Raw genomic sequence first — 23516 nt, forward strand, 5'->3', positions numbered from 1 at the left:
CAGGAGCAGTGGGCGATGGGACATTTCATACTGAAATCCAAATATGCGCAGATTATCATAGTAGCCGCCGGGACGGCATTGGCCGGTGAATTCAAAATAAATCCGTTTGATGGCGACATCTTCCGGATTGCAATGGGCAGCAGTGCGTTTCTGCTGTTTTTGCTTTTAATGAGGCGGCTGCCTTACATTAGTACAGGTATTGCCACAGGCATTGTCGTGCTGCTGTTTCGTACCGGATTGGATGCTGCGGGAGGCGCTGAGCTGAGCTTTGTGCAGAGTTTAACCAGCCATTTCTCAGCAATGGTCTATTATATTGTCTTCGCAATATTGATGCATTTGCTTAAGAGCCGGCTGGATACCTTCCATCCGCTTGTGCTTGGCGGTGTTGCGTCGCTTATTGATCTGGTGTCGAATGAAATGGAGCTGCTGACCCGGCTGATTGTGCTGGACTCGGCCTCTTTCCGGCTGAATGAATGGACTTATCTGATGGTTATTGCTGTCATCCGCACGTATTTTACGACCGGTGTGTACAGCAGTATTTCCGTCAGCCAGCTGCGAATCGCGCAAAGAGAACAGAAGCAGCGGATTGAGCAAATGCTCGGATTCGGCTCGGGCCTCTACGGTGAAGTATTTTATCTGAAGAAGTCGATTGGAACACTGGAGAGTGTTACCTTGAGCAGCTATGACCTATATCGGAATCTTAAGGCCGGTGAGGAGCATCAGTTATACAGCCGCCAGGTACTGGATATTACCCAGCAGATTCATGAGGTGAAGAAGGATACCCAGCGGATTTTGGCCGGTCTGGTGAAGCTGGTGGAGCGCGAGGTTACCGGGGACATGCGTCTATCCGGCATCCTGAGTTTTACCGTGAAGAGCAATGCCAAGTACGCCGAAATGCTGGGTAAGAGTATCAGCTTCAGTACCCATATTCCCCAAGACTCCGATTATACCACCGCAAGCTACATTCCACTGCTTACCCTGCTGAACAATCTTACCGCCAATGCGGTTGAGGTTATAAAAGGAATAGGGAGCGTATCCCTAGATATCTATGAGAAAGCCGGGTCTACGATCCTCACCGTAACTGACAGCGGCGGCGGAATTAAGGAACGTGATCGTGAGCTGCTGTTCGAGCCCGGGTTCACAACGAAATTTGATGAAGAAGGTATTGCTGCTACGGGAATCGGACTTTCGCATGTGCGGGATATTGTTGATGCATTTGAGGGCGAGATTACGGTTCATAAGGCCTCCCATACCGGAGGGGCGATGTTTCAGATTATTTTACCGACGGCAAAGCTGCGGAAGGAGGAATAAAGGATGCCGCTTTCTTTCTGTATAGTGGATGATGATGCGGCCGCCAGAAGAATGCTGCAGCATATCATTGAGGATAGCGGGCTTGGCGAAGTGGCGGGTACCGCGGAATGCGGGCAGGACGGGGTACGGCTGATCTTAAGTGAATGTCCGGACATCGTACTGATGGATCTGCTCATGCCTGATCAGGATGGGATCGAGACAATTATCTCGCTGCAAGCCCAGGGCTGCCGCTCCAAATTCGTAATGATCTCGCAAATTGAAAACAGTGACATGGTAGGCCGCGCTTACCGCAGCGGAATCGAGTTCTTCATCCGCAAACCGATCAATAAGATCGAAGTGGAGGCCGTGCTGTATAAGGTGAACGAGCGTTATGCGATTAACCGCTACCTGGATGAGATCAAATCTAGCCTCAGCAAGCTGGAGGGACTGCAGTTCGGACTGCCGCCGGTGCAGATCAGTAAACGTTCCGTACGGGAGATCATTCAGCCGATTCTGATGAATATGGGCATGGTGTCCGAAAGCGGAAGCCGCGATATTATCACGATGATGGAGCTGGCCGCAACGCACAGTAACCGCGGAAGTCTGCCACCGCTTAAGGAACTCTACGAAATGGCTGCAGCCAGCTATAAAACCGTTCCCGCCGAAGCAGCGAAAGAGGTGAAAGCGATTGAACAGCGACTGCGCCGCGCGTTGTCTGCCGGACTGACGAATCTGGCCTCCATTGGACTGACGGATTACGGGAATCCCAAGTTCGAATATTACGCGCCGCTTTATTTTGATTTTGAGGAGGTGCGGCTGAAGATGAGGGAGATCGAGCAGGGCCGGGATTCCGGCAAGGTTAAGGTGAATATCAAGAAATTTCTGCAAGTGCTGCATCTGGAACTGCTGGACGGCCTGGGCCGCTAAGGTGCAACTATAGATGTAGGGATCATGGGACCTCCGGAACTGCTGAACAGCAGGCTGGTGGTTATTTTTTTGCGCAGAGATGTAAGCAGGGTAGGCTTCACATCAACATTTGGGCTGGGGATGCCTCATGCGGTACAATGGTAACATGAAGCTGCTGAAAGGCGTAAGTAGGAACAAACGGAGGATTCATTATGATACGTACATTAGTGATAACACATCAGGGTGAAGTGCTGACAGGGCTGGCACTGCAAAATATAGTGATTGCTGATTATGCCTGGATTTGGGCGGATTTTGCTATGCCTACGGCGGAGGAGTCCCTGCTGCTGGACACCTATTTTCATTTTCATCCCTTGGCAATTGAGGATTGTATGCATATCTTGCAGCGGCCGAAGCTGGATTATTACGAGGATGTGCAGTTTTTTGTGCTGCATGCGCTCAATGAGCGCACGCTGGAGGCGGAAGAGGTCGACCTGTTTCTGAGTAAAAACTTTCTCGTGTCCTATCACCATCAGGAGAAGTCGGAGATGGATGAGGCCTGGGCTTCGGTGCAATCGGAGATTCACAGCCGCAAAGGCTGGTCGGGCGGTCCAATTGCGGCAGCCTACACCGTAATGGACAAGCTGGTCGATAAGTATTTTCCTAGCCTGTACAGCCTTGAAGATGAATTGGCCGATCTGGAAAGCAGCGGCGGCAGCGAGTCAGTGGAAGAGCTTATGAGCCAGGTCTTCAATGTGCGCGGACGGCTGCTTAAGCTGCGCCGGACGATTGTGCCGATGCGCGACCTGATGTACCGGATCCTCAATTCGCAGCATGTGCAGAGCAATGGAGAGGAACGGATTTATTTTGGCGATATCTATGATCATCTGTTGAAGCTGACCGATATGATCGAGGTGGACCGGGAAATGACCGCTGATCTGCGCGACAGCTATATTTCGCTTAACTCCAACCGGATGAATTCCATCATGAAGACCCTCACGGTAATTACTACTGTATTCATGCCGCTGACCCTGATTGCCGGGATATACGGGATGAACTTCCAGATGATGCCGGAGCTCCACTGGACGTACGGTTATCCCTTGGTACTGCTGCTAATGCTGTTGCTCGGAGTGGGGATGTTCAGATGGTTCCGGCGGAGCGGATGGTTTAAGTAAAGGAAGCGTAAACGCCACCGCTTAAGTGCGGCGGCGTTTACTGGAGGCAGGAGCCGTTTTTTTACGGTTCTTGGGCGGGGAATTGCGGCGCTTCGGAGCGGAGCGTCTTTTTTTACGCCGTTTGGGGCTGTACAGAGCGGCATCCTCTTCCGCTGCGAGCGCGCCTGCCCCGCTTTTTTTGCCTTTTCCGAAGCTTCCCATTACGAGCTTAACCATAGGGGCCATTTGCTGAAAACCCTGCATCACCTTCTGCACCTTGCCCATGGAGCTCACGATGCCGTCAATTCCGCCCAGCCGGTCGACGATACCTTTGATCTGCTCCATATTCGCGAGATTGCCGAGTCCGCCGAGACTGCCCAGCAATCCGCCTGCTTTGGCGGTGGCGGCTTCAGCGGCAGGCAGGGCCAGCGCTGTTTCGGCAGCTTCCGCTCCAAGGGCAGGAAGCAATCCGGTTTCCACGGGAACAGGCGGCGCATATGAAGTGATACCGGGATAGGGGGAAGACGTGTACGGCCCGGCCAGCGAACGCCCATCCCGGCGGGAATGATTATAGTAATGATGAGGCATAACATCACAATCCTTCGTTAGTGGTTTGCTATACTGTATGTCATGGGCGAACATAAGGTATAGACGAATGCCCGGGTTACCGGGATAGTAGCGGAAAAGGGCGAATGCCTACAAGGAGGGACGGGAAGTGAAGAAACCGTGTCTATGCTTGATTTTCGGTGCTTATGTAGTACTATAATTAAGGCGGTAATCCTATAAGGATTTTGAATGAAGACTGTCGAATACATAAATTGTGTGCGCCTGGGGTGGACGTTTGTCCATGATTTTCGTTCTTTACAGCGTGAAACCGTTAATGCTTGAAAAAACTGCTCCAGTACAATATAGTAGAGGCAAGATAGTCATATTAAATTATGTATTTAATGTCAGTTTTGTACGATGCTTATTCAATGATGCTAATGCTGACCAAACTTTTAGGGGATGATCTACGATGCAGCTTAAGAAGCTAAACGATAAAAGTATTGACCAATTATTTGAGGCTATTTTAACATTGAAAAATATGGAAGAATGTTATGTTTTCTTTGATGATCTTTGCACAGTAAACGAAATCCAATCGCTCTCACAGCGTCTGGAAGTTGCGCGGATGCTGGGTAAAGGCTCTACTTATAATCAGATTGAAGCAGAGACTGGCGCAAGCACAGCGACTATTTCCCGTGTGAAACGCTGCCTGAATTACGGCAATGACGGGTATAAGCTTACACTGGAACGTCTGGGACGATAATTGATGAAGCCGGGCGTACTCATTATTAGTCACGGCTCACGGGACAAGACATGGGTTTCTATTGTTGAAGAAGCTGTCGGCCATTTATCACTGGAGAAGGAGCTGCCTGTGGCGGTTTCTTTTTTGGAGCTGGTAGAGGGCTGTCTGATACAGGATGGTATAAATGAATTGGAACATGCAGGGGTCACAGATATTATTGTGATCCCCTTGTTTGTGTCTTCGGGAAGTACGCATATTGATGAAATAGAGTATGCGCTCGGCGCCAAAGCTGCCCCTGAACGTGAAACGGATCTTGAACGCTTTACGGTTAATGCGCGTATCCATTTCGGCTACCCCGTCGATGATGATCCGGATATTGCGGTCATGATCTGGGACAAGGTCCGTGAGCTGTCCGCTAATCCGCAGCGGGAGACGATTCTGCTCGTGGGACACGGCAGCAAGCATGACGGCTTCCGCCAGCGCTGGGAGCAGGGCATTTCCTCACTGGCGGAACGTGTGCGCACTGTGAGCGGAGTGGCGGCGGCCGATTACGGCCTGCTGAACCCGGACAGTATCAGAAGCCGGACGGTATATTGGCAGGAGCAGGGCTATGATGTACTGGTGGCTCCGCTCTTTTTAAGTGAAGGCTATTTCACCAAGGTAGTCATTCCGGAGAGACTTCAGGGATTAAAGTATGCTTATTCAGGACGGACACTGCTGCCTCATCCGCTGCTGCCGCACTGGATCGAAGAGCAGGTAAATACGATGCTCGTGAAGCTGCGGGCGCAGGTATAAATATCATCGGACTGATGTAGCCGCTAAAGCCGCTAACTTTGAAAAGATCGCGTTTCTATTGTGTTTTTTTCGGTGGCTGCCGCATACATATATTTATACTTTTCTGCTGCTGCTGCTGATTTGATGTCATCGCAATAAGTAAAATATATTCTTCCTCAGGCTCTGGCATTGCTTGTGGGGTGCAGAATTGGGTATAATCAGTAAGGTTATCTATTATAAAAACAGGTGGCGTTCCGGTAATGAAAACTGCGAGACTGATTTATAATCCGACTTCTGGACGGGAAGAAATGAAAAAGCGGCTCGCCGACATTTTGGACCGGCTGGATATTGGCGGCATCGAAACCTCATGTCACGCAACAACCGGTGAGGGCGATGCTACGGCAGCCACAATTGATGCGGTCGAACGCGGAACTTATGATCTGATCATAGCGGCCGGCGGCGACGGCACATTAAATGAGGTAATCAACGGCATGGCGGAGAGACCGAATCTTCCCCCGCTTGGCGTACTGCCGCTGGGTACAACCAATGATTTTGCCCGGGCTATGGGTATTCCGAAGAACTGGGAGGATTCCTGTGATCTGATTCTTCGCCAGGAGTCGCGCCTGATTGACCTCGGCAAAGCCAATGACCGTTACTTCATTAATATAGCCGGCGGCGGCAGCCTGACCGAGCTGACATACGAGGTTCCAAGCAGACTTAAGACGATGATGGGCCAGCTTGCTTATTACCTGAAGGGTATTGAGAAAATGGCCAGTCTCTCTCCGCAGGAGCTATACATCCGTGCCAATGGCCAGGAGCTGATTCATGACGAATTCATGCTGTTCCTGATCGCCAACACCAATTCGGTAGGCGGCTTTGAGAAGCTTGCCCCGGATGCAAGCATTGACGATGGACTGTTCGACGTCATTGCTGTTAAGAAATGCAACCTTGCAGAGTTCATCCGTCTCGTGACTTTGGCGATCCGCGGTGAGCATTTGCAGGATAAGAAGGTCGTTTATTTCCGTACCGATGCCATGGAAGTCACTTCCCCGGGGTATGTCCAGCTTAATCTGGATGGTGAACTCGGCGGTACGCTGCCAGGTAAATTCCAGATCCTGCCGCAGCATTTGCGGATTTTTGCGCAGAAGCCTTGAGGCAGTTAAATGAAGGGAAGTGCAGGTGGCTGTAAGGCTGGCCTGCACTTTTATTGCAAAAGCGAAGATAATGAAAGAAGTGAACCTATAGATATGAGTAAACACCGCAGTGGACGTAGCGCAAGCCGCCGGGAAGGCACGGCGCCTGTCGCCGGACTGCCAGTGAATAAGAATGACGAGGTTATGCTCGATATCATCGGCATGACCCATGAAGGCGAAGGGGTAGGCCGCGTAGAGGGCTTTACCCTATTTGTGCAGGGCGCTCTCCCCGGTGAGAAGGTCCGGGCGAAGGTGCTTAAGACGAAGAAGCAGTATGGCTACGCCAAGCTTCTGGAGCTTGTGCAGGCCAGCAGCGACCGCATCGCGCCGCCCTGCGCCATCTATGACCAATGCGGCGGCTGTCAGCTGCAGCATATGGATTACACCGCCCAGCTGGCGTGGAAACGCCAGCTGGTGGTGGACAACCTGCAGCGGATCGGGAAGCTGCAGGTGGCGGGTGCGCCGGGCAGAGGCGCAGCTGCTGGGAACGCTGGTGCAAAGGAGGCCGTTGAACCGGGGGATCTGACTGCCGGGGCAGAAAGTGCGGCAGCTGAGGGCGGGAGTGTGGCCAGTGCAGGTGCTGCGGGTGGCCAGGCTGACGGTATTATCGTCCGGCCAACCTTGGGCATGGACGAGCCTTGGCGCTACCGCAACAAGGCCCAGGTACCGATCGGCGTCACCGAAGGCGGCCTTGTCGGCGGCTTCTATGCCCGCGGCAGCCACCGGATCGTAGACATGGAGACCTGTCTGATCCAGCATGAGCATAACGACGACGTCGTTGCCGCAGTGAAACGCATAGGCAGAGAGCTAGGCATCTCCGCCTACAACGAAGAGACCGGACGCGGCCTGCTGCGCCACGTCGTTGTGAAGAAAGCCTTCCGCACCGGGCAGATGATGCTGGTACTGGTCACGAACGGCCGCGACATCCCGCATCTTGACGCCTGGCTCGGCAGCATCCGCGAACAGCTGCCGGATGTGGCAAGCATCTGCCAGAACATCAATACGCAGAAGACAAATGTCATTTTCGGAGATGAGACCCGTGTCTTATGGGGCACCGACGTCATCTACGATTACATCGGCGATGTGCAGTTCGCCATCTCCGCCCGTTCGTTCTATCAGGTGAATCCGTCACAGACTGAGGTACTGTACAGTAAAACCGTAGAATATGCCGGTCTGACAGGCAAGGAGACTGTAATCGATGCCTATTGCGGCATCGGGACAATCTCGTTGTTCCTGGCGCAGCACGCGTCTAAGGTGTACGGCGTAGAGATTGTGCCTGAAGCTATTGAGGACGCGCGTGCGAACGCACGGCTTAACAATATGAACAACGTAGTGTTCGAGGTAGGTGCCTCAGAGGACGTGATCCCGAACTGGAAAGAGCAGGGCGTCACGCCGGACGTCATCGTCGTTGATCCGCCGCGTAAAGGCTGCGACCCGCGCCTGTTGGATACGATTCTGGCGATGAAGCCGGAGCGGGTGGTGTATGTATCTTGTAATCCATCGACACTGGCGAGGGATTTGCGGATATTGGAGGATGGCGGGTACAGAACAGTGGAGGTAACTCCGGTGGATATGTTCCCGCATACGGTGCATGTGGAATGCTGTGTGTTGTTGGTGAGGGAGTAGTGATTTGGAGCCACATTTACCTGAATGAGTCCTAATGTATCACAAATTTTGGCTTACTCTTTAGAAGAACAATCGGATTCTACAAATAAATTAAGATATCGAAGACGAGTTGGAGAAGGCCGGTATCCCGCCGCTTCATGTTCTTCAGATGACAACCCTGAACGGGGCTGGATTTCTGGACCGGATGAATGATATGGGGACCGTGGATATCGGCAAAAACACCGATTTGGTCCTTCTGGACGCCAACCCCATAGAAAGCGTACAAAATCTTTATGGTATTAACGCTGTGATACGGGCAGGTGCTTACCACGATAATCAAAAGCTAAGCTCAATGAAGGAAAGGCTTGGAGCAAAATAGAATCTAAGGCCAAAATTATCCGCATGATGACAGAGAATCCTGGAAATTTTTATGATATGGAATTATCAATAGCTTTGTGTTGTTCAGTGTTTTCAAATGCCAAAGTAAGACGTGGTAAAGGAATACCTAACTTTTTTGCTTCTCTCACAACTTCAAGTACCGCAAAACCTGCTTTACTATTGTTGTATTCGATGAAAAGTCGTGGTAAGCTGCCCTTTGCAAAAATAACCTTGTTAAAAAGCGTGCCGAGAAGTGCCGGTGGAATCTTAGTTAACAGTAGAGAAATCGTATCAATCTTTGCACCTCTTGCTTTAAGTACAGGGATAATTCCCCTCATATTCTTACCAACATTTGCGAATGAGTCACTATGATTCATGAGTGCTGGAAAACTTCCCAGTTTTAACACCTCGGTCTCTATAGCCGCATTCATGGCAAAGTGATTCCATAGCCAGTTTTGCATATCCTTTATCCAACTAATTTTAAAATGGGCACTTTCAAATAGTTCTTTGACCTTGTTGTTAATATGTTCAGTGCCTACCCGTGGTTTTTCCAGAAATAGCATTTTTAAAAAGCCACCTCTAAGCCTATTGTCCGCGATGCCTCCTCCTCCTCCTGGGAACCCAAAGACAACATTGTTCATAGACAATGGTGAGATCGATGATTTCAAATCTTGCCAAACGTTATTGAATATTAGGACAGGGGTGTTTCCAGCAGCAGTCGATAGTAATTGTGCTGCTTCTGGAAGTTGTTCCGTGTTGACACTCACAATAATGAGATCATAATTTGGGCTCATCTCCTCATGCAGTTTGACGTTCCAGCTTTCTTTTATTAGCTGTTTCCCTCTTCGTGCGTCCCACATTTCAAGCTCTATGTTGCTTCCGAAGGTTTCTTTTCTCCCTTTTCTAACGTAAAACTCAACTGTATGCCCTGCCTTTTCAAAAGCCCAAGCATATTGGGTCGATATTACACCTCTACCGAAGAATAAAATTCTCATATTAGCCTCCTAAAAATATATATTAATCCTTGTTGATGATCAAACAACGTGTTGTATAATGTTATTGTATAGATTCACTATACGGTCATCAACCATCAGATTTTTATTATCTGTCGTATAATCGATTGAACAGAAAATGGAGGCAAATAATGAATAAGCAACCTGAAATTACGGACAAAACTAGGCAAACATTTATAAATGTATTCTGTGATTTATATAGCCAAAAACCAATTGAAAAAATTTCCATTCAAGAGATTGCTAACCAATCAGGATATAATCGCAGTACATTTTATCAATACTTTACGGATATCTATGAGTTGTTGGACTGCGTTGAAGAGCGTGTCTTTAAAACCATTAACGAGGAAATGGCAAGCAGAGAGTTTTCTACACATACTTTTCAAGATGCACTTCAATGCTTGGAAAATGCAGAGGAAATTTCAGTTCTTAAAGCCCTCTTGGGCGACTATGGTTCTGTTCATTTTGTTGAACGCCTGAAAAGAGAAATTCCCTTTGAGAGATTGATTGTGGACTTTCCAACAAATGATGTTTTAGCACCATACATAATTGAGTTTTACATATCAACATTAATATCTATGTTTCGCCTTTGGATACGCAACGGCAAAGATCTATCGTCGGAAGAATTGGTCAAGTTGGTAGACAGCCTATTTGCAAATGGGATAACACCGTATCATATCTTTGGCATGGTCAATCCGCGGCGCCCTGATTCGAATAAAAAGTAAGGGGACGAGGAGAAAGAGAATGAGGGACTTTAATATCGGCTCATCTTGCCATTTGGCGGGTATCATTGGCGCATTCTTGATATACAGGGCAATGCGGCCTTGATTTTAACTGAACACATGATCGAACAACACTCCTATATTACTGACAATGAAAAAAATACGGTGAGCGGCAGTATGAAGTTGATTTTATCAATCAAACGGCAAAATAAATAAATAAATTACGAAACCCGCACATGTGGAGTCGGTGGCGTGGATGACTCAAAAAAACTGATGTCAAAAAGGAGCCGGCTAGGCTCCTTTTTGACATCAGGGTTGAAAGATATTGTGTATGCTAATGCTTTCGTTTGAGAACATTTCAACTTTGGTATTGCTGCAGGCAGGGGGGCCGGGTATCTCAAATATTGCCCATAAAAGAGCTGGTATTTCAAGCTTGCTCATCGTTTTGGGGCAATCTTTTTCCGTTATGGCGGCAATGTAGTAATCCGTCGTGTTCTATCCATTCCGCTCTTGCTTATGACGGTATAAATTGTTATTCCCAATACGGAACACCTGTGAAGAGAAACGATTCATTGTTTACATAGGCATTAATTTCTCTACTGGCTAATTTACTGATATGGTCTGGTAACCACTCCTGCGAGTCGGGCAGACCCAGCCAGAAATTCATGGTCTCAAGCTGTGCTGCAACGAAAAAACCTTCCAATAGCTCAATATAGTTATCCGGTAATGAATGATACTTAGAATATGATTTCAGTAACTGTTCTCTGAATGAAGGATGTATATATGAGAACGTCCAGCCCAGATCAACCAAATAGTAACCAAACCCGCAAGCGCCAAAATCGATGGGCCGCGCCTCTTTTTCATGAAACACAATATTACTTGGAATCAAATCGGCATGAATCATTCCCCAATTACCGGACGTTCTCTCAATAGAGTTCATCATTGTAATTACCTGCCCACCTGCAATCTGAAGAAGTTCGGTATCGCTTGTATTAAGCAGACCTGCATTAGCCCGCTCCTTAAGCTTGCCCAGTGATTGTAATATACGGGAACTATCAAAGGCAGGACGTTCAAATAAACTTGGGATTTGCCAGTTAGAGGCTTGCCTATGTAATTTACCGGTCATTTCACCTATATATTTAGCGTCATCTATTGTAAGGATTAAAGGTTTCTGCTCACCTTCCACCCATTGTAGTAAAGTGCAGTTTGTATTGTTTACGGTCGTAATGAATTCTCCGCGGGTATTCTTGTAAGGTGAAGGCAGGGTTAAATCTGTATCTAAGGCTAAGGCGTGAAGCCAGACCATTTCGGAGTGGATCACTTCCTGCTTACTCCAAAAACTTTCTACTTAATGCTTCCTTTGCTATACTTAAGTTTTTATCCAATCGCAAATCTCTCCTCGTTATCATTATATAAAATTACAATAACACATCTATTTTTTGGGAAAAATGTATTGGTTAATTATATTTGTTTTTGACTACTTCCTTTTTTGTAAAAAAGGTAAAAACAGCCACATCATAGTTTATTCTACCGTCAGCACTCATCCCATGTGGAGGTTACAGTAAGACTCGAAAGAAAGGATACAGCCGAATAGACTGTACCTTAGTTGGTGGCGTAAGGATTGGAAAGGTTATAGTGAATCTTAATCCTTTCATCAAGCTTCTGCTGTTCGATAATGTGAGACGAACAGAAAGCGGACGTATGCTTAACGTAACCGCCGCAAATATACGTCCCATTACGCCTGTCGGGGAATATACTTGTTACTTAACATTTCGGAAAAGAAGACTTGAACATTCTTATTCTTCACCCGTTTGTAGCATATATAAATGACGGATTGTAATATGAAGTGCGACAGAAGCAAATAGTTGAGGAGAGATTAAATGAAATCACAAATTAAGTGTGTGCTTCTTATGTTTCTGTTAAGTATTTCAATAACTGCGTGTTCCACCAATAAAAGCAGCTCAAACCTGAATAATGACAGTAGCTCAAGTAGTAATAAAATTTCTGACACCAGTGTTCCAACAATTACTTCTTCTGCACATATTACTCCTTCTGAAAGTAAACCTGAGAACAATAAGAGTTTAGCAATGGAAGCATATAAGATAGTATTGCAAAATAAGATTGAATTTTACAGCACAGAAACTAAGAAAAAGGTGTATTTGAATGATTTTTTAACTAATAACGAGATTTATGGAACTACATCTAAAATTAAAATAAATCACTTTGCCGTGCTTGATATGGATGGTGACAGAATACCTGAAGTTGTTCTTGGATTAACAGTAGATGAGAATCCAAATTTTGTTGAAGTCCTGCATTATATGAACGGTGAAGTCTATGGCTACTTTTTTGGAAACAACCAGTTACGTTTTCTTAAAACTGACGGAACATTTAGATGGTTAAGCGGCGGGTTAACTTACAACGGATATGGAAAATTAAGATTCCAAACCAATTCCTGTGAAACTGACAAATTAGCTTATCATGAATCAAGTGCTACTGATGAATCATCCACCACATTCGCCATTGCATACTACATCAATAATAAACTAGTTACTGAAGATTCATATATAGCTTTTGTTAAAGAAGAAGATGCTAAAAGGGATGTAACGTGGTATGAATTTTCTCAAGAGAATATATTAACAGTGACTTCAAAAACAAGATAGTAATATTACGTGATATATTTTATGCCGTCAGACGCCGAATTTGGCAGTATAGCGTTTCGTGTATTCTCACGCGCAAAAGAAAAGACGCCGTATTAGGGCGCCTAGAAGTTGTGGGTAAATGCCATTCCATTAGTATTAAAAGCCTGTACTCCCTGTCTACTCGTCACATGTGGAGTGCTGTTCACTGTTGGTCAGGAAAGACTAATAGTTGAGATGTATTGGCGTATACAGCAACGCAGCGGGAGAAATCCCGCTTCTTTTTTTTGTCCATAAGTTTAGTTGGGGCGGCTATTGATAGTCGTCTTTGTAGTATCCCCACCCAGTGCCTGATGAACAAATTATTGCTTCTGAGCCGATGTTAAGGCTTGTCATACCCGTCTGAAATTTTTGCGAATATCTTCTATACGCACAAAGAAAGCCCCAACCATATCGGCGGGGCAAAATAGGGAGCGTGATGGTTCTATTATTAACATGAACATAGCTAATATACCTGTCTTCCTATCGAAATAAAGCTTTAGAAAGTACCCTTTAAAACTGGCTTCCCATCTTCGAAGACAAAATCAATACCTTCAACCGGAAATCGAGAGTACTTTTTTACTTCATATTTAACTCTTTCATTCCAGTTTTTAATAATATCGTCTACATGAACGATATTGTCTAATATATCAGCTACAAATTTTTGCATAATAGAATCGTCATATCCTACATACTTAGTTAATGTTAATTCACAGTCAGCGAAAATTTTTTGAACATTAATTTTTGAGGCCAACAAACTTTTTAATGATTCAATAGCTAGGACTTCTCTGTAAAATGTAGGAGGATGTTTTTTTGTATCGAACTTATTAAAATCATCTGGCTTTCTTATTATAAAAAAAGCTATCACTATTCCTAATATAACTTTTTCAAAAATAAGTACTAGTAGCATCAATTCAAATCCTTTTTTGAATTCCTCACTATTATTACAGTTATCTATTGAATTTTTGATAACGCCATTATACTCATCATAAATTCTGCTTAAAGCAAAAGCATCGGCATCATATTCAAGAGATTTTTGATCTAATGTTGATATAGCTTCATTATTAGATTTACGGTTTTCAAGCAATTTTATATGACCATGAACAACATGTCCTATTTCATGATATAAAATAAACTTAATAGGTATCATTTCTACAATACCATCATCGAAATCATATGAATTGTGGTGTGCTTTTAAAAAGCCTTTAAAAAAATTATAGTAGTGTATTATAAGACCTTCACTTAATTTTATCTCCGAATTAGAAGTACAAGCTACAAAATGCATATCTTTCAAAAAAGTTAAACTTAAATCAAATTTTTCGTTCTTATTATAGTCATTAAGTGATTTTTTAGTATTTTCCATAATTATATTAAATTCTTCAATGATCAAACTCTTTATTCCTTCAATTTCCTCATCTCGATTTTTCAAACTGGAATACCAGGAATTTTCATCGTATAGATTATTGATGTCTATTTCAAAATTAGTATTCAAAAAAAATATTTCTCCATTAGTATCTTCATTTTTATCACTTGAAACGCCCATATAATAACGCCCCCATCATATTTTTATACCAAGCACTTTTAATAAAAAGTAATGTTTTATCAAACTCTTATTTCTCATTATCCGCCTTCGATCGCGTTTATTCAATGCTTATCCTACTTAAAAACTCTTGTTGAAAGTACATATTGCGCGACGGTTTAATTGAATCCTAATCCATGCTTATTCATAATATGACCGATCTTACGTCGTTAAGCAGGCTCAAAATTAAGGAATACAGTGGATTAGCAAACACTTCAAGTGTTTGTTAGAATTTAGGTAGAGTGGCAATACAAGGTGAGGGTTATGTTATGCCAAAAATGGTAATATGCCAACAATATTATGGATGTTGAATTCGGGAGAGAGATTGACTGTGAAGTAAATATCGGAAAAGCTAGAGATAAATATAAGAACAGTTTCTCGGTATATTGATGAACTATGTGCCAGTGGCTTCCCTATCATATCCGACACAGGGCTGTTGGTATTGGAAATTGTAGTTAATATATTATTTCTTGCTATGATTGATAGGGCCAATTTAAGCGAATACTGCCACATCGATAGATGTCTATTTTACGCAGCCATTACATGTGGAGTGTGTAGCTTGGATGGACTTTATCGGCAAAGGCTGAAAAAAATATGTAGTGTTTAGTTATAACAATGTCACTACATGTTGATTTTTTACGTTATTTTGTTGGCGGCTTTCGGGGCGAAAAGTGCCCTTTCCATAGATGGACTTTAATTCTAGGGCTAAATGGCGGTTTGGCTAGGTGTTTGACTGAGGCAGGGGTTTTAAAGCTGCCCTATGGGGCCTTTCGTTGACATGATTGCTTGGCTGGAAGAGCAGCAGGAGTAAAGGGCAGCACTGGAGCAGCGAGAAGGTACTCTTAAGAGGCTAATGGACATTCTTAACAACAAAATAAGGCAGGACTCAAAGCAATCACATTTCAGCGTGTGGTTGCTTTTTTTATTTTCTAAGAGAGTAGGAGAGGGCAATGAACAAGAATGATGTATTCTCATTTGAAGAAGATCAAATACAGAGACGCTTGCTCCAGATTATCCGAACCTTTCGCAGCGGATCAACTGGTCACGCTCCTCCCGCAGACGTTTGATCTCCTGCTTGATTCATGCCTTCCGTTCCGAAGAAAGATGAGGCCCCCCTTACTCCAGCGCTAGCTGGTGGCGCCAAAACACTGGTACCTTCCGTACCGGAAGGCGGAGGCGTGTAAATGCTCAACTTTATGAAGGGCTGCTTATTTTCTCGAACAAACAAGGAACCGGAACCGGCCTGGCCGGAGGAAAAAACCAGGTGCTGGTCATATGGAGCAGTCCCGGCAGCGGTAAAACGACCGTCAGCGTCAAACTGGCCCAGTATGTAGCCAGCTGTAAACGCAACGTACTGCTGCTTTTGTGCGACATGACCACGCCGATGCTGCCTTGCATCCCCCAAAAGAGCATTCATAACAAATTCAGATCAGTCCACAGTCCTTCAGCATATTTTCGATAGACTCATGAACGAGGAGCGAAGGATTCTCTTTATAGTACTTGTAACCTTTATACTGATGCAGAATTAAGCCGGCTTCTTCATTTCTTTTCATGATACCTTTTGCTCGAACAATTGCCGACCGTACATCATCCAAAGATATTTTTCTGAGAACTCTCTTGAAGCTAGCCTCTTCTTTATAATCGGAGAGTTCTGCAAAGTTTTCTCCAAAGGCGCTGTTTATCCCTTGCAGATATTGCCGCCTGTGGGCAAGTGCAGCATTATAACTTCTCTTATGCAAGATCATCCACAGTTCGAAAGTGAAGTTACTGTATCCTAAATTGTATTTAATCTGCTTTTTAAAGGTTGTGGACTCTTTCAGCGCATCCAATGTTTCTTTAAATTGTCTGATATGAACATCCTCATCACTTTCATAGTCAAACCAGTGTGTGATGACCGTTTTGTCGAGTATCGTTAATGATTTCGCTCGCTTAAGCGGATTTTTTTCTTTCTTGCAATCAACGGTTACTGTATGCGTAGCAGAGGGATCGTTATTTATCAATTGCTTGATCCAGTCCAGATACCATTTTTCCGTCTCACCTTCTACAGAAAAATAATATTTTCGATTAGTTTTTTTGACAGTCATCTATTTACAACTCCCCTCTGGATTCCAGTAGTTGTTCAAACACAGAGGTGAAGTCCACGTCTTTGATGGCGCCATACTGACTGACGAAATAATTTTTCATGTAATCTCCGCCCATGCGGACGGCTTTTTCTCCGGAGGTGCCAAAATCGGACAACGAATAATGGGTGCTGCGAAAGGTCTCTTCGTCACGCTCCACAAACTTGATTTCATCGCGCCGAAACAGATTCGAATTCAGGAAGATAGGATTGTGTGTGTTGAAGATCAGTTGTGCATTTTTTTTATTCAAATCATCATTGTGAAAAATGTTTACGATACTCATGATCGCCATCGGATGCAGGGAAGCATCGAATTCATCAATAACAAGCGTCCCTCCGCTTAGAAGAGCATCAATAACAACCGGGAACATGTTGACAAAGCGAATGGTTCCGTAAGACTCGAAGGTGTCTGCTTGCACAATGCCTTTTTTATCAAGAATGGAATACAGCTTCGGTTCTGAATCCTCATCCGACGAAAGGAAGCCGAGTCCATTGGAATTGATCCCGAATATCCGGGCGGCATCATTGACGGTTGTATTGACATAAAGGGTGTCCTTTTTCGAGGTGGAAGGCCGAGCCTGAAGAGCATCTGCCCTGCAGAAAACCATGAATCTATTCTCAAGCCAATCCGTTATGATGCCAACCAGCTTGGAACTGAACATCGCTTTGAAGCCGTTCATTAGAAATAACTCATCATCGATCAAATTCTTTTTGGCTAAATTTCTCACACTCTTTTCATTTTCCTCAAATCCATTGATCGCGTACTTTCTGATGATATTCGTGTCACCTAACTCCAGCGACGGGTTGCGGGAAAAAATCATCTTTTCGTTTATATATAAAGCTTCGGTCAGTACTTTACGATCGTAGTCTTCTTCCAGAAAGCTCCCCAGATCAAGGGACAATCTATAGTCAAAAAGAAATCCGCTGTCGGTAAACTTGATCGCGAAATCGACCGGAGTCTTCTGTTTATCCGCTTTGTTGGGAATCAACTCCAATGCCCCAGCGGCAGGATTAGAGCGGGACTTTTTATCTTCATTGCGGATATGTCCTCTTAACATGATTTGTTTCAGGATATCCATGGCTCCTATGATGTTTGTCTTACCCGATGCATTCGGGCCGTAAATGACCGCTGAGCTTAGGCCTTTGTATTCCTTAGCTCCAATTTTTTCTTTAAGCAGACTGTAATCCAAACCCTTTTGCTTGGGGGCAGGAGTCATGGAGAAGACAAGCTCGTCTTGAAATGATTTAAAGTTTTTGGTTCTGAAATCAAGCAGCATGATTACACCTCCATTTTGCAGTATTTTTGCAAATTACAAATATAATATATGCATCAGTTTGGACAAAAGTCAATTTTTTCATACCATTTTGTTGAAAAATCACAAAATCAATAATCTGTAATGTTGCCTGTAATTTCACGGATAGCTTTTTTGTCCTTTGTTTGGAGAGTGATTTCATGGAAGTGTTTGAACAGTTGAAAACAAAGAGATTGGCTGGTGAACACCTAGTTTTGGATGACCTTACACCAAAGGATCTTAAACTTATTTAGAGTTGCGAATCTCTTGTAGATATAGTTCATGAAGCTGTTTAGACAAAATGAGGCAGTTCAAAAAGTAGGTTTGTACTACTTTTTGAACTGCCTTTTCACTTTGCTTACCGGTTTTGAATCAAGTCATATCATCCCGAAGCGCATCAATAATATTTTCCTTTTTGATCTTGCTAATGGCATACAGCATTGTAACAAACACAATAAAGAGAACGCTGAACACGCTGATTCCGATGCTGGCCCAAGGCAGCACAAAAACGATACCGTCCGCTCCGCCTATGAACATCCCTTTGTAAATCAGCCAAGAGAAAATCACCGCTACGGGAAGTCCGACGAGCAGCGCCCTCATGCCATAAAAGGCACACTCGAAATTCATCATCTTCTGGAAATCGTGTTCCGACATTCCCACCGAGCGAAGCATGGCAAGCTCCCGCCGGCGCAGCTTGATGTTCGTGGAAATGGTGTTGAACACATTGGCAATTGCAATCAGCGAAATCATAATGATAAAAGTATAGGCAAACACGTTGGCAATGAAGATATAATTACGGCTCTCATCCATCAGTCTGTTCATATTGTACATATTGTACGCAGCTGTGATCCCCGCGCCCTCGATCATCGTTTCCATTTCAGCTGCCGACTGCGTGGGGCTCTCTGACTGAAAGGTCATGCCCTTCATAGCCACATGAGTGTCAGGTGTTACATACTGCTCTTTGAGCGAATAGGGAGCCATCACATAGAAAAAGATCGGCGTCGGCTCCGTGGCATCCAGAATCGGGAGTGTATCGGGCGGCGCGGTATCGACAAACGTAATGCTGACGTTTTTCCCCTGTTCCGGCTCCGCCCCGTCATCTGTCTTGGGCACAATGGTGAAATTCATGGCAGAGTTTTTGAACACGTCCACATACTCGCCCGCCTCTTCAATCTTGGCAACGGAAATCAGCTTCGCATTTTGCCCGGTATATTCCTCTGCCGGCAGACCCAGCTCTGCAAGAATACTAAGATAGGTGCTTTCATCAAGGAACTGAAATTGCATGGGCAGTTTAACGGTGTCGCCCGTTGCATAAGAAGGCGCATATTCCCAGTAATCGTCTGTCATATCGCTTGCTTTGGCAGTGCCTGAATAGGTAACAAGCGCCTGATATGAGCTTGCATAGACGCCATCAGCGGTCTTCATCTTGTCATATAGCGGCAGCATTTCGCTGTCGTCCATGTCCCGTGCGGCAAAGGCGATGTCGTAGGTCGTAACCTCTGTCGACTGACCTAACGCCAGCTTCAGATCCGTCACAAAAGCACTGGCTGATATAAACAGCACTACGCTTAAAACAAGTGACAGCACAATGCTGCGATAGCGTTTCTTGTTTCTCTTAAAATTCTTGAGTGCAAGGGTTCCCTCCAAACCGTAAATGTGCTGTGACAGGTTTGAAGTTTTAATAGCTTTGGATTCAACCTTGACCTCGTTCGTCTGGCGAATACACTCCATCACAGGCGTGTTTACAGCTTTTCTTGCCGGGATATAGGCCGAAATCAGAATCGTAACCATGCTGACCGCTGCCGCAGCAATAATTGCGGGAATAGATACTGTCACATTCAATGGGACATCAGTGTAGAGGATGTTACCAAACGTCTTGGCGACAATGTCGATTACGAGTTTGATGCCGCCCATGCCAACCAGTATACCTATCGGTATGCCGACTGCACCGATGCAAAGTCCCTCAAACAGCACTGAATTTCGTAGCTGCTTTGCCGTGGCTCCCACCGACATGAGGATACCAAACTGCTGTGTACGCTCATTCAGGGAGATGTTGAAGGAGTTGTAAATCAGAAAAATCGAGCCTATCATGATGATGGCGACCACAATGCCGCCAACCGCATACAGAAGCCTGTTGAACATGTTATCGTCCGAAAGGCCCATGAAGCGCAGCACATAATCATTCAAAAAATACGCATGGTCTCCGGCTGTTTTGTCGATGTAAGCATGTATTTGGCGCGGGTTTTTCAGTGTGACAAACAGGCTGAAGCTATCTGTGCTATCCCCGGCATCTGTTTTAGTGATTAGGGTATATCCTGGCGCGGAGTTTTCCTCAAAGCGGGGTCTTTGACAAATACCCACAACCTTGTAGGTTTTCTCACCCTGAGGTACAAAGGTTTCGCTCTGGGCATTGTACGGGACATTCTGACCGAGCTTTTCGCCGCCGCTCATGCGGCTTCCCACCGTGAGGGAAACGGTGTCGCCCACCGCGAATTTCACTCCGGCTTCGGTTGCGACTTTCCCCGAAACAAGAATCTCTCCGCTGTTTTCGGGCATCCTGCCGGAAAATAGTGTGACAGGCAGAGCATCCAAGGTTTCCTCACTGTAACCAGCCAGAAAAAGATACGGCTTGCCCGGGGTTTTGCCGCCGTCAAGCGCTGCGTAACCGATATTTTCAAAGGTTGCGGTGCTTGCAACTCCATCGTCGTGGGTTCGTTCCTGTACGAAAGAGGAATTAACATCCAAAAACTCGACATGCCAATCGCCGTATTTTGCAATTGCGCCATTTGTCATATAGCTCAGCAGGGATACGCCAAAGGTGGCGACCGCCGTAATCATGGCAGCAGACAGAACAACTCCGATAATCGTTACTAGCGTTCGTGTGCGGTTCTTTTTCAGTCCTTGTAGGGCGACCTTGTTGAAAATGTTCATGACCGTGCCACCTGCCTCTCGTCCCGCACTACTTTGCCGTCTGATATGCCGATAATGCGGTCTGCTTGCAGGGCGATATTTTCGTCATGCGTGACGATGAGAAGAGTCTGCCGATATTTTTGATTGCTTAATTTCAGCAGGTTGATAATTTCATGTCCATTTCGGCTGTCCAAACTGCCCGTGGGTTCGTCGGCAAGCATGACCGCCGGGGCATTCATCAGAGCGCGTCCTATGGAAACGCGCTGTTGCTGACCGCCCGAAAGCTGATTGGGTAAATGCATTTTCCGGTCCTTCAGCCCAAGCAGATCCAACAAGTCATTCAGCCGTTCCTCGTTGACCTTCCGCTTGTCCATCAGTATAGGTAAGGTGATGTTTTCCATCACATTCAGAGTGGGAATGAGGTTGTGAAACTGGTAAATCAGTCCGACCTGCCGCCTGCGGAAGATGGCGAGTTTCTCATTGCTTTGGGCATATACATCCTGCCCGTCCAAATACACCTTTCCGCTTGTCGGCACGTCCACGCCGCCGATGATGTGAAGCAATGTGGATTTGCCGGAGCCGGAGGAGCCGATGATTGCGGTAAACTCCCCCTTTTCGATGGTAAGCGAAACATGGTCAAGCGCGGTAACTTGGTTTTCGCCCTTGCCGTAGACCTTGCATAGATTTTCAATTTTTAAGAACTCCATTATGTGAGTCTCCTTCTCATGGTTTACCCATATAATAGAACCTTCATCTTACATCGCTGTGACTTTCAGGTGAGAGATTCGTCACTTTGGGAAACGAATGGCAAATATCGCACCGCCCTGCGGGTGATTTTTTGCGGTAATCGTCCCTCCCTGCCGTGTAATAATCATCTTGCAGAGAGAAAGTCCAATCCCGTATCCTGTAGCGTTTGGGTTTTTCCCGCGATAAAACCTGTCAAACAGGCAGGGTAAATCTTCTTTTTCAAAGCCCGCGCCGCTGTCGTGGATAGCAATCCCGGTAAACAGCGGGTTGTCCGTGCAGACAATCTCAATCTTCCCGTTCTCGCCTGCGCTTTCCATGCAATTTTTGAGGATATTTTGAATGGCTTCCGAAAGCCAACCCGAATCGCCCTGAATCAGTACCCCTTTCGGCACGTCCATTTGCAAATCAATATTGTGCAGTTCCATTGAGATTAGGAACGGGCGAAGCGCGGCGCATACAAGAGCGTTTACATCGATCTGCCCGCTTTGGAACACCACAATGCCCGCGTCCAAGCGGGATAATTTCAATAGAGAAGTAATCAGCCAATCCATCCGCACAAGCAATTCCTCTGTTTCCCGTACAAATGCTTTCCGCTCGTTCTCATCAGGGTTATTCGCTAACAATGACAGAATCAGGTTCGCGGATGTGAGCGGAGTTCGGAGCTGGTGGGCTATGTCGGCAAGCGAATCGGCAAGATGTTCTTTTTCTTTTTTCAGCGCGTCGTTTTGCTCCCGAATACGCAGCATCATTTTTGTTATCTCGCTGTGCAGAATGGAAAGTTCGCCCTCGTCCGATTCACCAATATACAGATGGTCAGCATTATGAAGTACAAGATCAATTTGATTTGAAATCCGCGCAATGCTTTTGTATCGGGCTTTGGTAAACACGAAAAACGCTGTGCCAAAGGCGGCGGCAGAAGCAAGGGCAAGGATTCCCGCCACCTCATTTATTGCAAAACCCAGCATTACAGCGGCGGCGGCCATGAAGGAGAACAAAATGGAAAACTGTCGAAACTCTCTATTCCGAAGCATGCCCGCCCCCCAATCTATACCCTGTCCCGCGAACGGTCAGAATAATTTGCGGGCTTGCCGGGTCGTTCTCTATCTTCTCCCGCAAGCGTTTGATGTACACGGTCAATGTATTGTCATTGACAAACTCACCCGCCGCGTCCCACAATTCGTCAAGTAGCTTGCCCCTCGTGATAATACTTTTTGGATTGCTAATAAACACCAGCAACAAGCGGTATTCTAATGCTGAAAGAAAAACCTCGTTGCCGTTTTTTTTCACAACGCCGCTTGCCGTATCGACATGAAGCCCGCGAATTTCAAAATCCGCCCCGGAACGCCCGCGTTTTCGCAGGGCGGTTCCAATTCGCGCAATCAATTCACGCGGACGAAAAGGCTTGGTGATATAGTCGTCCGCGCCCATATTTAGCCCGGTAACAACACTCGCCTCATCGCCGGAAGCCGTCAGAAAGATAACGGGTACATCCCCTGTTTCTTTGATTTCCGTGCAAACCGTAAAGCCATTTCCGTCAGGCAAAGAAATATCAATCAACGCCAAGTCAAATTTATTCCCGGCAAGTGCGGCAAGGGCTTCACTCCGCGTAGGGGCGTGGATGACTGTAAATCCCTCCGAGCGAAGCAAAAGGATAAGGTTTTTAGCGATTGCCTTATCGTCCTCAACCAAAAATATCCGTTTCATTTATATTCACCAGCCTTTACTTTAGCGCTCCTATATCGTCCGTCAGCCGGTTTTTCAGCGTCAACCGGAACAAGCCATGTATTTCCCACGCACAACACCTCCATAGCTTTATTATATTTCTTTCGACGGAAATATATAGGATGAGGTGTAAAACAAAAAAATACCCCTTCTTTTAT

General features: G+C 45.7%; 21 protein-coding genes and 1 pseudogene. 11 read left to right on the top strand and 11 right to left on the bottom strand.

Annotated features, from left to right (window positions below):
* The first annotated feature begins 15 nt into the window (after nt 1-15).
* The 3 genes from MHI45_RS22355 (at nt 16) to corA (ending at nt 3368) form a co-directional block, all read left to right on the top strand.
* On the top strand, nt 16-1311 hold the full coding sequence (locus MHI45_RS22355) for an ATP-binding protein (protein WP_076110184.1): 1296 nt from the start codon (nt 16-18) through the stop codon (nt 1309-1311).
* Nucleotides 1312-1314: 3 nt separating this feature from the next.
* Nucleotides 1315-2217 carry a response regulator gene (locus MHI45_RS22360; protein WP_038585726.1) on the top strand — a complete coding sequence of 301 codons (903 nt, stop codon included), beginning with the start codon at nt 1315-1317 and terminating at the stop codon, nt 2215-2217.
* 191 nt (nt 2218-2408) lie between these two features.
* Nucleotides 2409-3368, top strand: a complete 960-nt coding sequence (gene corA / locus MHI45_RS22365) for a magnesium/cobalt transporter CorA (RefSeq protein WP_076110185.1) — start codon at nt 2409-2411, stop codon at nt 3366-3368.
* 21 nt (nt 3369-3389) lie between these two features.
* Here corA and MHI45_RS22370 read toward each other — a convergent pair whose 3' ends face one another.
* Complete coding sequence (locus tag MHI45_RS22370) at nt 3390-3935, bottom strand: hypothetical protein (RefSeq protein ID WP_076110186.1); 546 nt, start codon at nt 3933-3935, stop codon at nt 3390-3392.
* Nucleotides 3936-4362: 427 nt separating this feature from the next.
* Between MHI45_RS22370 and MHI45_RS22375 the strand changes: the two genes are divergently transcribed.
* The 5 genes from MHI45_RS22375 (at nt 4363) to MHI45_RS22395 (ending at nt 8583) form a co-directional block, all read left to right on the top strand.
* On the top strand, nt 4363-4653 hold the full coding sequence (locus tag MHI45_RS22375; protein WP_019913624.1) for a YerC/YecD family TrpR-related protein: 291 nt from the start codon (nt 4363-4365) through the stop codon (nt 4651-4653).
* On the top strand, nt 4654-5427 hold the full coding sequence (locus tag MHI45_RS22380) for a sirohydrochlorin chelatase (protein ID WP_076110187.1): 774 nt from the start codon (nt 4654-4656) through the stop codon (nt 5425-5427).
* Between the two features lie 239 nt (nt 5428-5666).
* On the top strand, nt 5667-6560 hold the full coding sequence (locus tag MHI45_RS22385; RefSeq protein ID WP_038585736.1) for a diacylglycerol kinase: 894 nt from the start codon (nt 5667-5669) through the stop codon (nt 6558-6560).
* Nucleotides 6561-6653: 93 nt separating this feature from the next.
* Entirely contained in the window at nt 6654-8225 is a 1572-nt protein-coding gene (gene rlmD / locus MHI45_RS22390; protein ID WP_341119446.1) for a 23S rRNA (uracil(1939)-C(5))-methyltransferase RlmD, read from the top strand.
* A gap of 109 nt (nt 8226-8334) precedes the next feature.
* Complete coding sequence (locus MHI45_RS22395) at nt 8335-8583, top strand: amidohydrolase family protein (RefSeq protein ID WP_076110188.1); 249 nt, start codon at nt 8335-8337, stop codon at nt 8581-8583.
* A 49-nt stretch (nt 8584-8632) separates the two neighbouring features.
* Here the strand turns inward: MHI45_RS22395 and MHI45_RS22400 are convergent, their stop codons facing one another.
* Nucleotides 8633-9577 carry a ketopantoate reductase family protein gene (locus tag MHI45_RS22400; protein WP_038585742.1) on the bottom strand — a complete coding sequence of 315 codons (945 nt, stop codon included), beginning with the start codon at nt 9575-9577 and terminating at the stop codon, nt 8633-8635.
* Nucleotides 9578-9726: 149 nt separating this feature from the next.
* Between MHI45_RS22400 and MHI45_RS22405 the strand changes: the two genes are divergently transcribed.
* Nucleotides 9727-10317, top strand: coding sequence for a TetR/AcrR family transcriptional regulator (locus MHI45_RS22405; RefSeq protein WP_341119449.1), 591 nt, complete (start codon nt 9727-9729; stop codon nt 10315-10317).
* Nucleotides 10318-10846: 529 nt separating this feature from the next.
* On the opposite strand, the gene MHI45_RS22410 is transcribed toward MHI45_RS22405, so the two are convergent.
* Entirely contained in the window at nt 10847-11635 is a 789-nt protein-coding gene (locus MHI45_RS22410) for a phosphotransferase enzyme family protein (RefSeq protein ID WP_341119452.1), read from the bottom strand.
* 559 nt (nt 11636-12194) lie between these two features.
* Here MHI45_RS22410 and MHI45_RS22415 point away from each other — a divergent pair.
* Nucleotides 12195-12974: a hypothetical protein gene (locus MHI45_RS22415; RefSeq protein WP_340894941.1), complete on the top strand. Its 780-nt coding sequence runs from the start codon at nt 12195-12197 to the stop codon at nt 12972-12974.
* Nucleotides 12975-13488: 514 nt separating this feature from the next.
* On the opposite strand, the gene MHI45_RS22420 is transcribed toward MHI45_RS22415, so the two are convergent.
* Complete coding sequence (locus tag MHI45_RS22420; protein WP_341119454.1) at nt 13489-14532, bottom strand: hypothetical protein; 1044 nt, start codon at nt 14530-14532, stop codon at nt 13489-13491.
* 322 nt (nt 14533-14854) lie between these two features.
* On the opposite strand from MHI45_RS22420, the pseudogene MHI45_RS22425 reads away from it, so the two are divergent.
* Nucleotides 14855-15001 (top strand): annotated as a pseudogene (locus tag MHI45_RS22425) (HTH domain-containing protein); the annotation flags it as partial.
* A gap of 761 nt (nt 15002-15762) precedes the next feature.
* Here MHI45_RS22425 and MHI45_RS22430 read toward each other — a convergent pair.
* From MHI45_RS22430 to MHI45_RS22460, 7 genes are all read right to left on the bottom strand, one after another.
* The gene (locus MHI45_RS22430) at nt 15763-15966 is read right to left on the bottom strand and encodes a hypothetical protein (protein ID WP_341119456.1); all 204 of its coding nucleotides are present in this window, start codon (nt 15964-15966) and stop codon (nt 15763-15765) included.
* Between the two features lie 26 nt (nt 15967-15992).
* A complete protein-coding gene (locus tag MHI45_RS22435; RefSeq protein ID WP_076110194.1) occupies nt 15993-16652 on the bottom strand; it encodes an RloB domain-containing protein in 660 nt (219 codons plus the stop codon).
* A 4-nt stretch (nt 16653-16656) separates the two neighbouring features.
* Nucleotides 16657-17964: an AAA family ATPase gene (locus MHI45_RS22440; RefSeq protein ID WP_076110195.1), complete on the bottom strand. Its 1308-nt coding sequence runs from the start codon at nt 17962-17964 to the stop codon at nt 16657-16659.
* A 387-nt stretch (nt 17965-18351) separates the two neighbouring features.
* Nucleotides 18352-20910, bottom strand: a complete 2559-nt coding sequence (locus MHI45_RS22445) for an ABC transporter permease (RefSeq protein ID WP_341119460.1) — start codon at nt 20908-20910, stop codon at nt 18352-18354.
* Nucleotides 20907-21596, bottom strand: coding sequence for an ABC transporter ATP-binding protein (locus MHI45_RS22450; protein WP_038585755.1), 690 nt, complete (start codon nt 21594-21596; stop codon nt 20907-20909). The genes MHI45_RS22445 and MHI45_RS22450 overlap by 4 nt, the downstream gene beginning before the upstream one ends.
* Nucleotides 21597-21677: 81 nt before the next feature.
* On the bottom strand, nt 21678-22631 hold the full coding sequence (locus MHI45_RS22455; RefSeq protein ID WP_341119461.1) for a sensor histidine kinase: 954 nt from the start codon (nt 22629-22631) through the stop codon (nt 21678-21680).
* Between the two features lie 22 nt (nt 22632-22653).
* Nucleotides 22654-23340: a response regulator transcription factor gene (locus MHI45_RS22460; RefSeq protein ID WP_341119462.1), complete on the bottom strand. Its 687-nt coding sequence runs from the start codon at nt 23338-23340 to the stop codon at nt 22654-22656.
* Nucleotides 23341-23516 lie beyond the last annotated feature (176 nt).

The organism is Paenibacillus sp. FSL H3-0321, from assembly GCF_038002865.1.
Taxonomy (GTDB): Bacteria; Bacillota; Bacilli; order Paenibacillales; family Paenibacillaceae; genus Paenibacillus_AQ.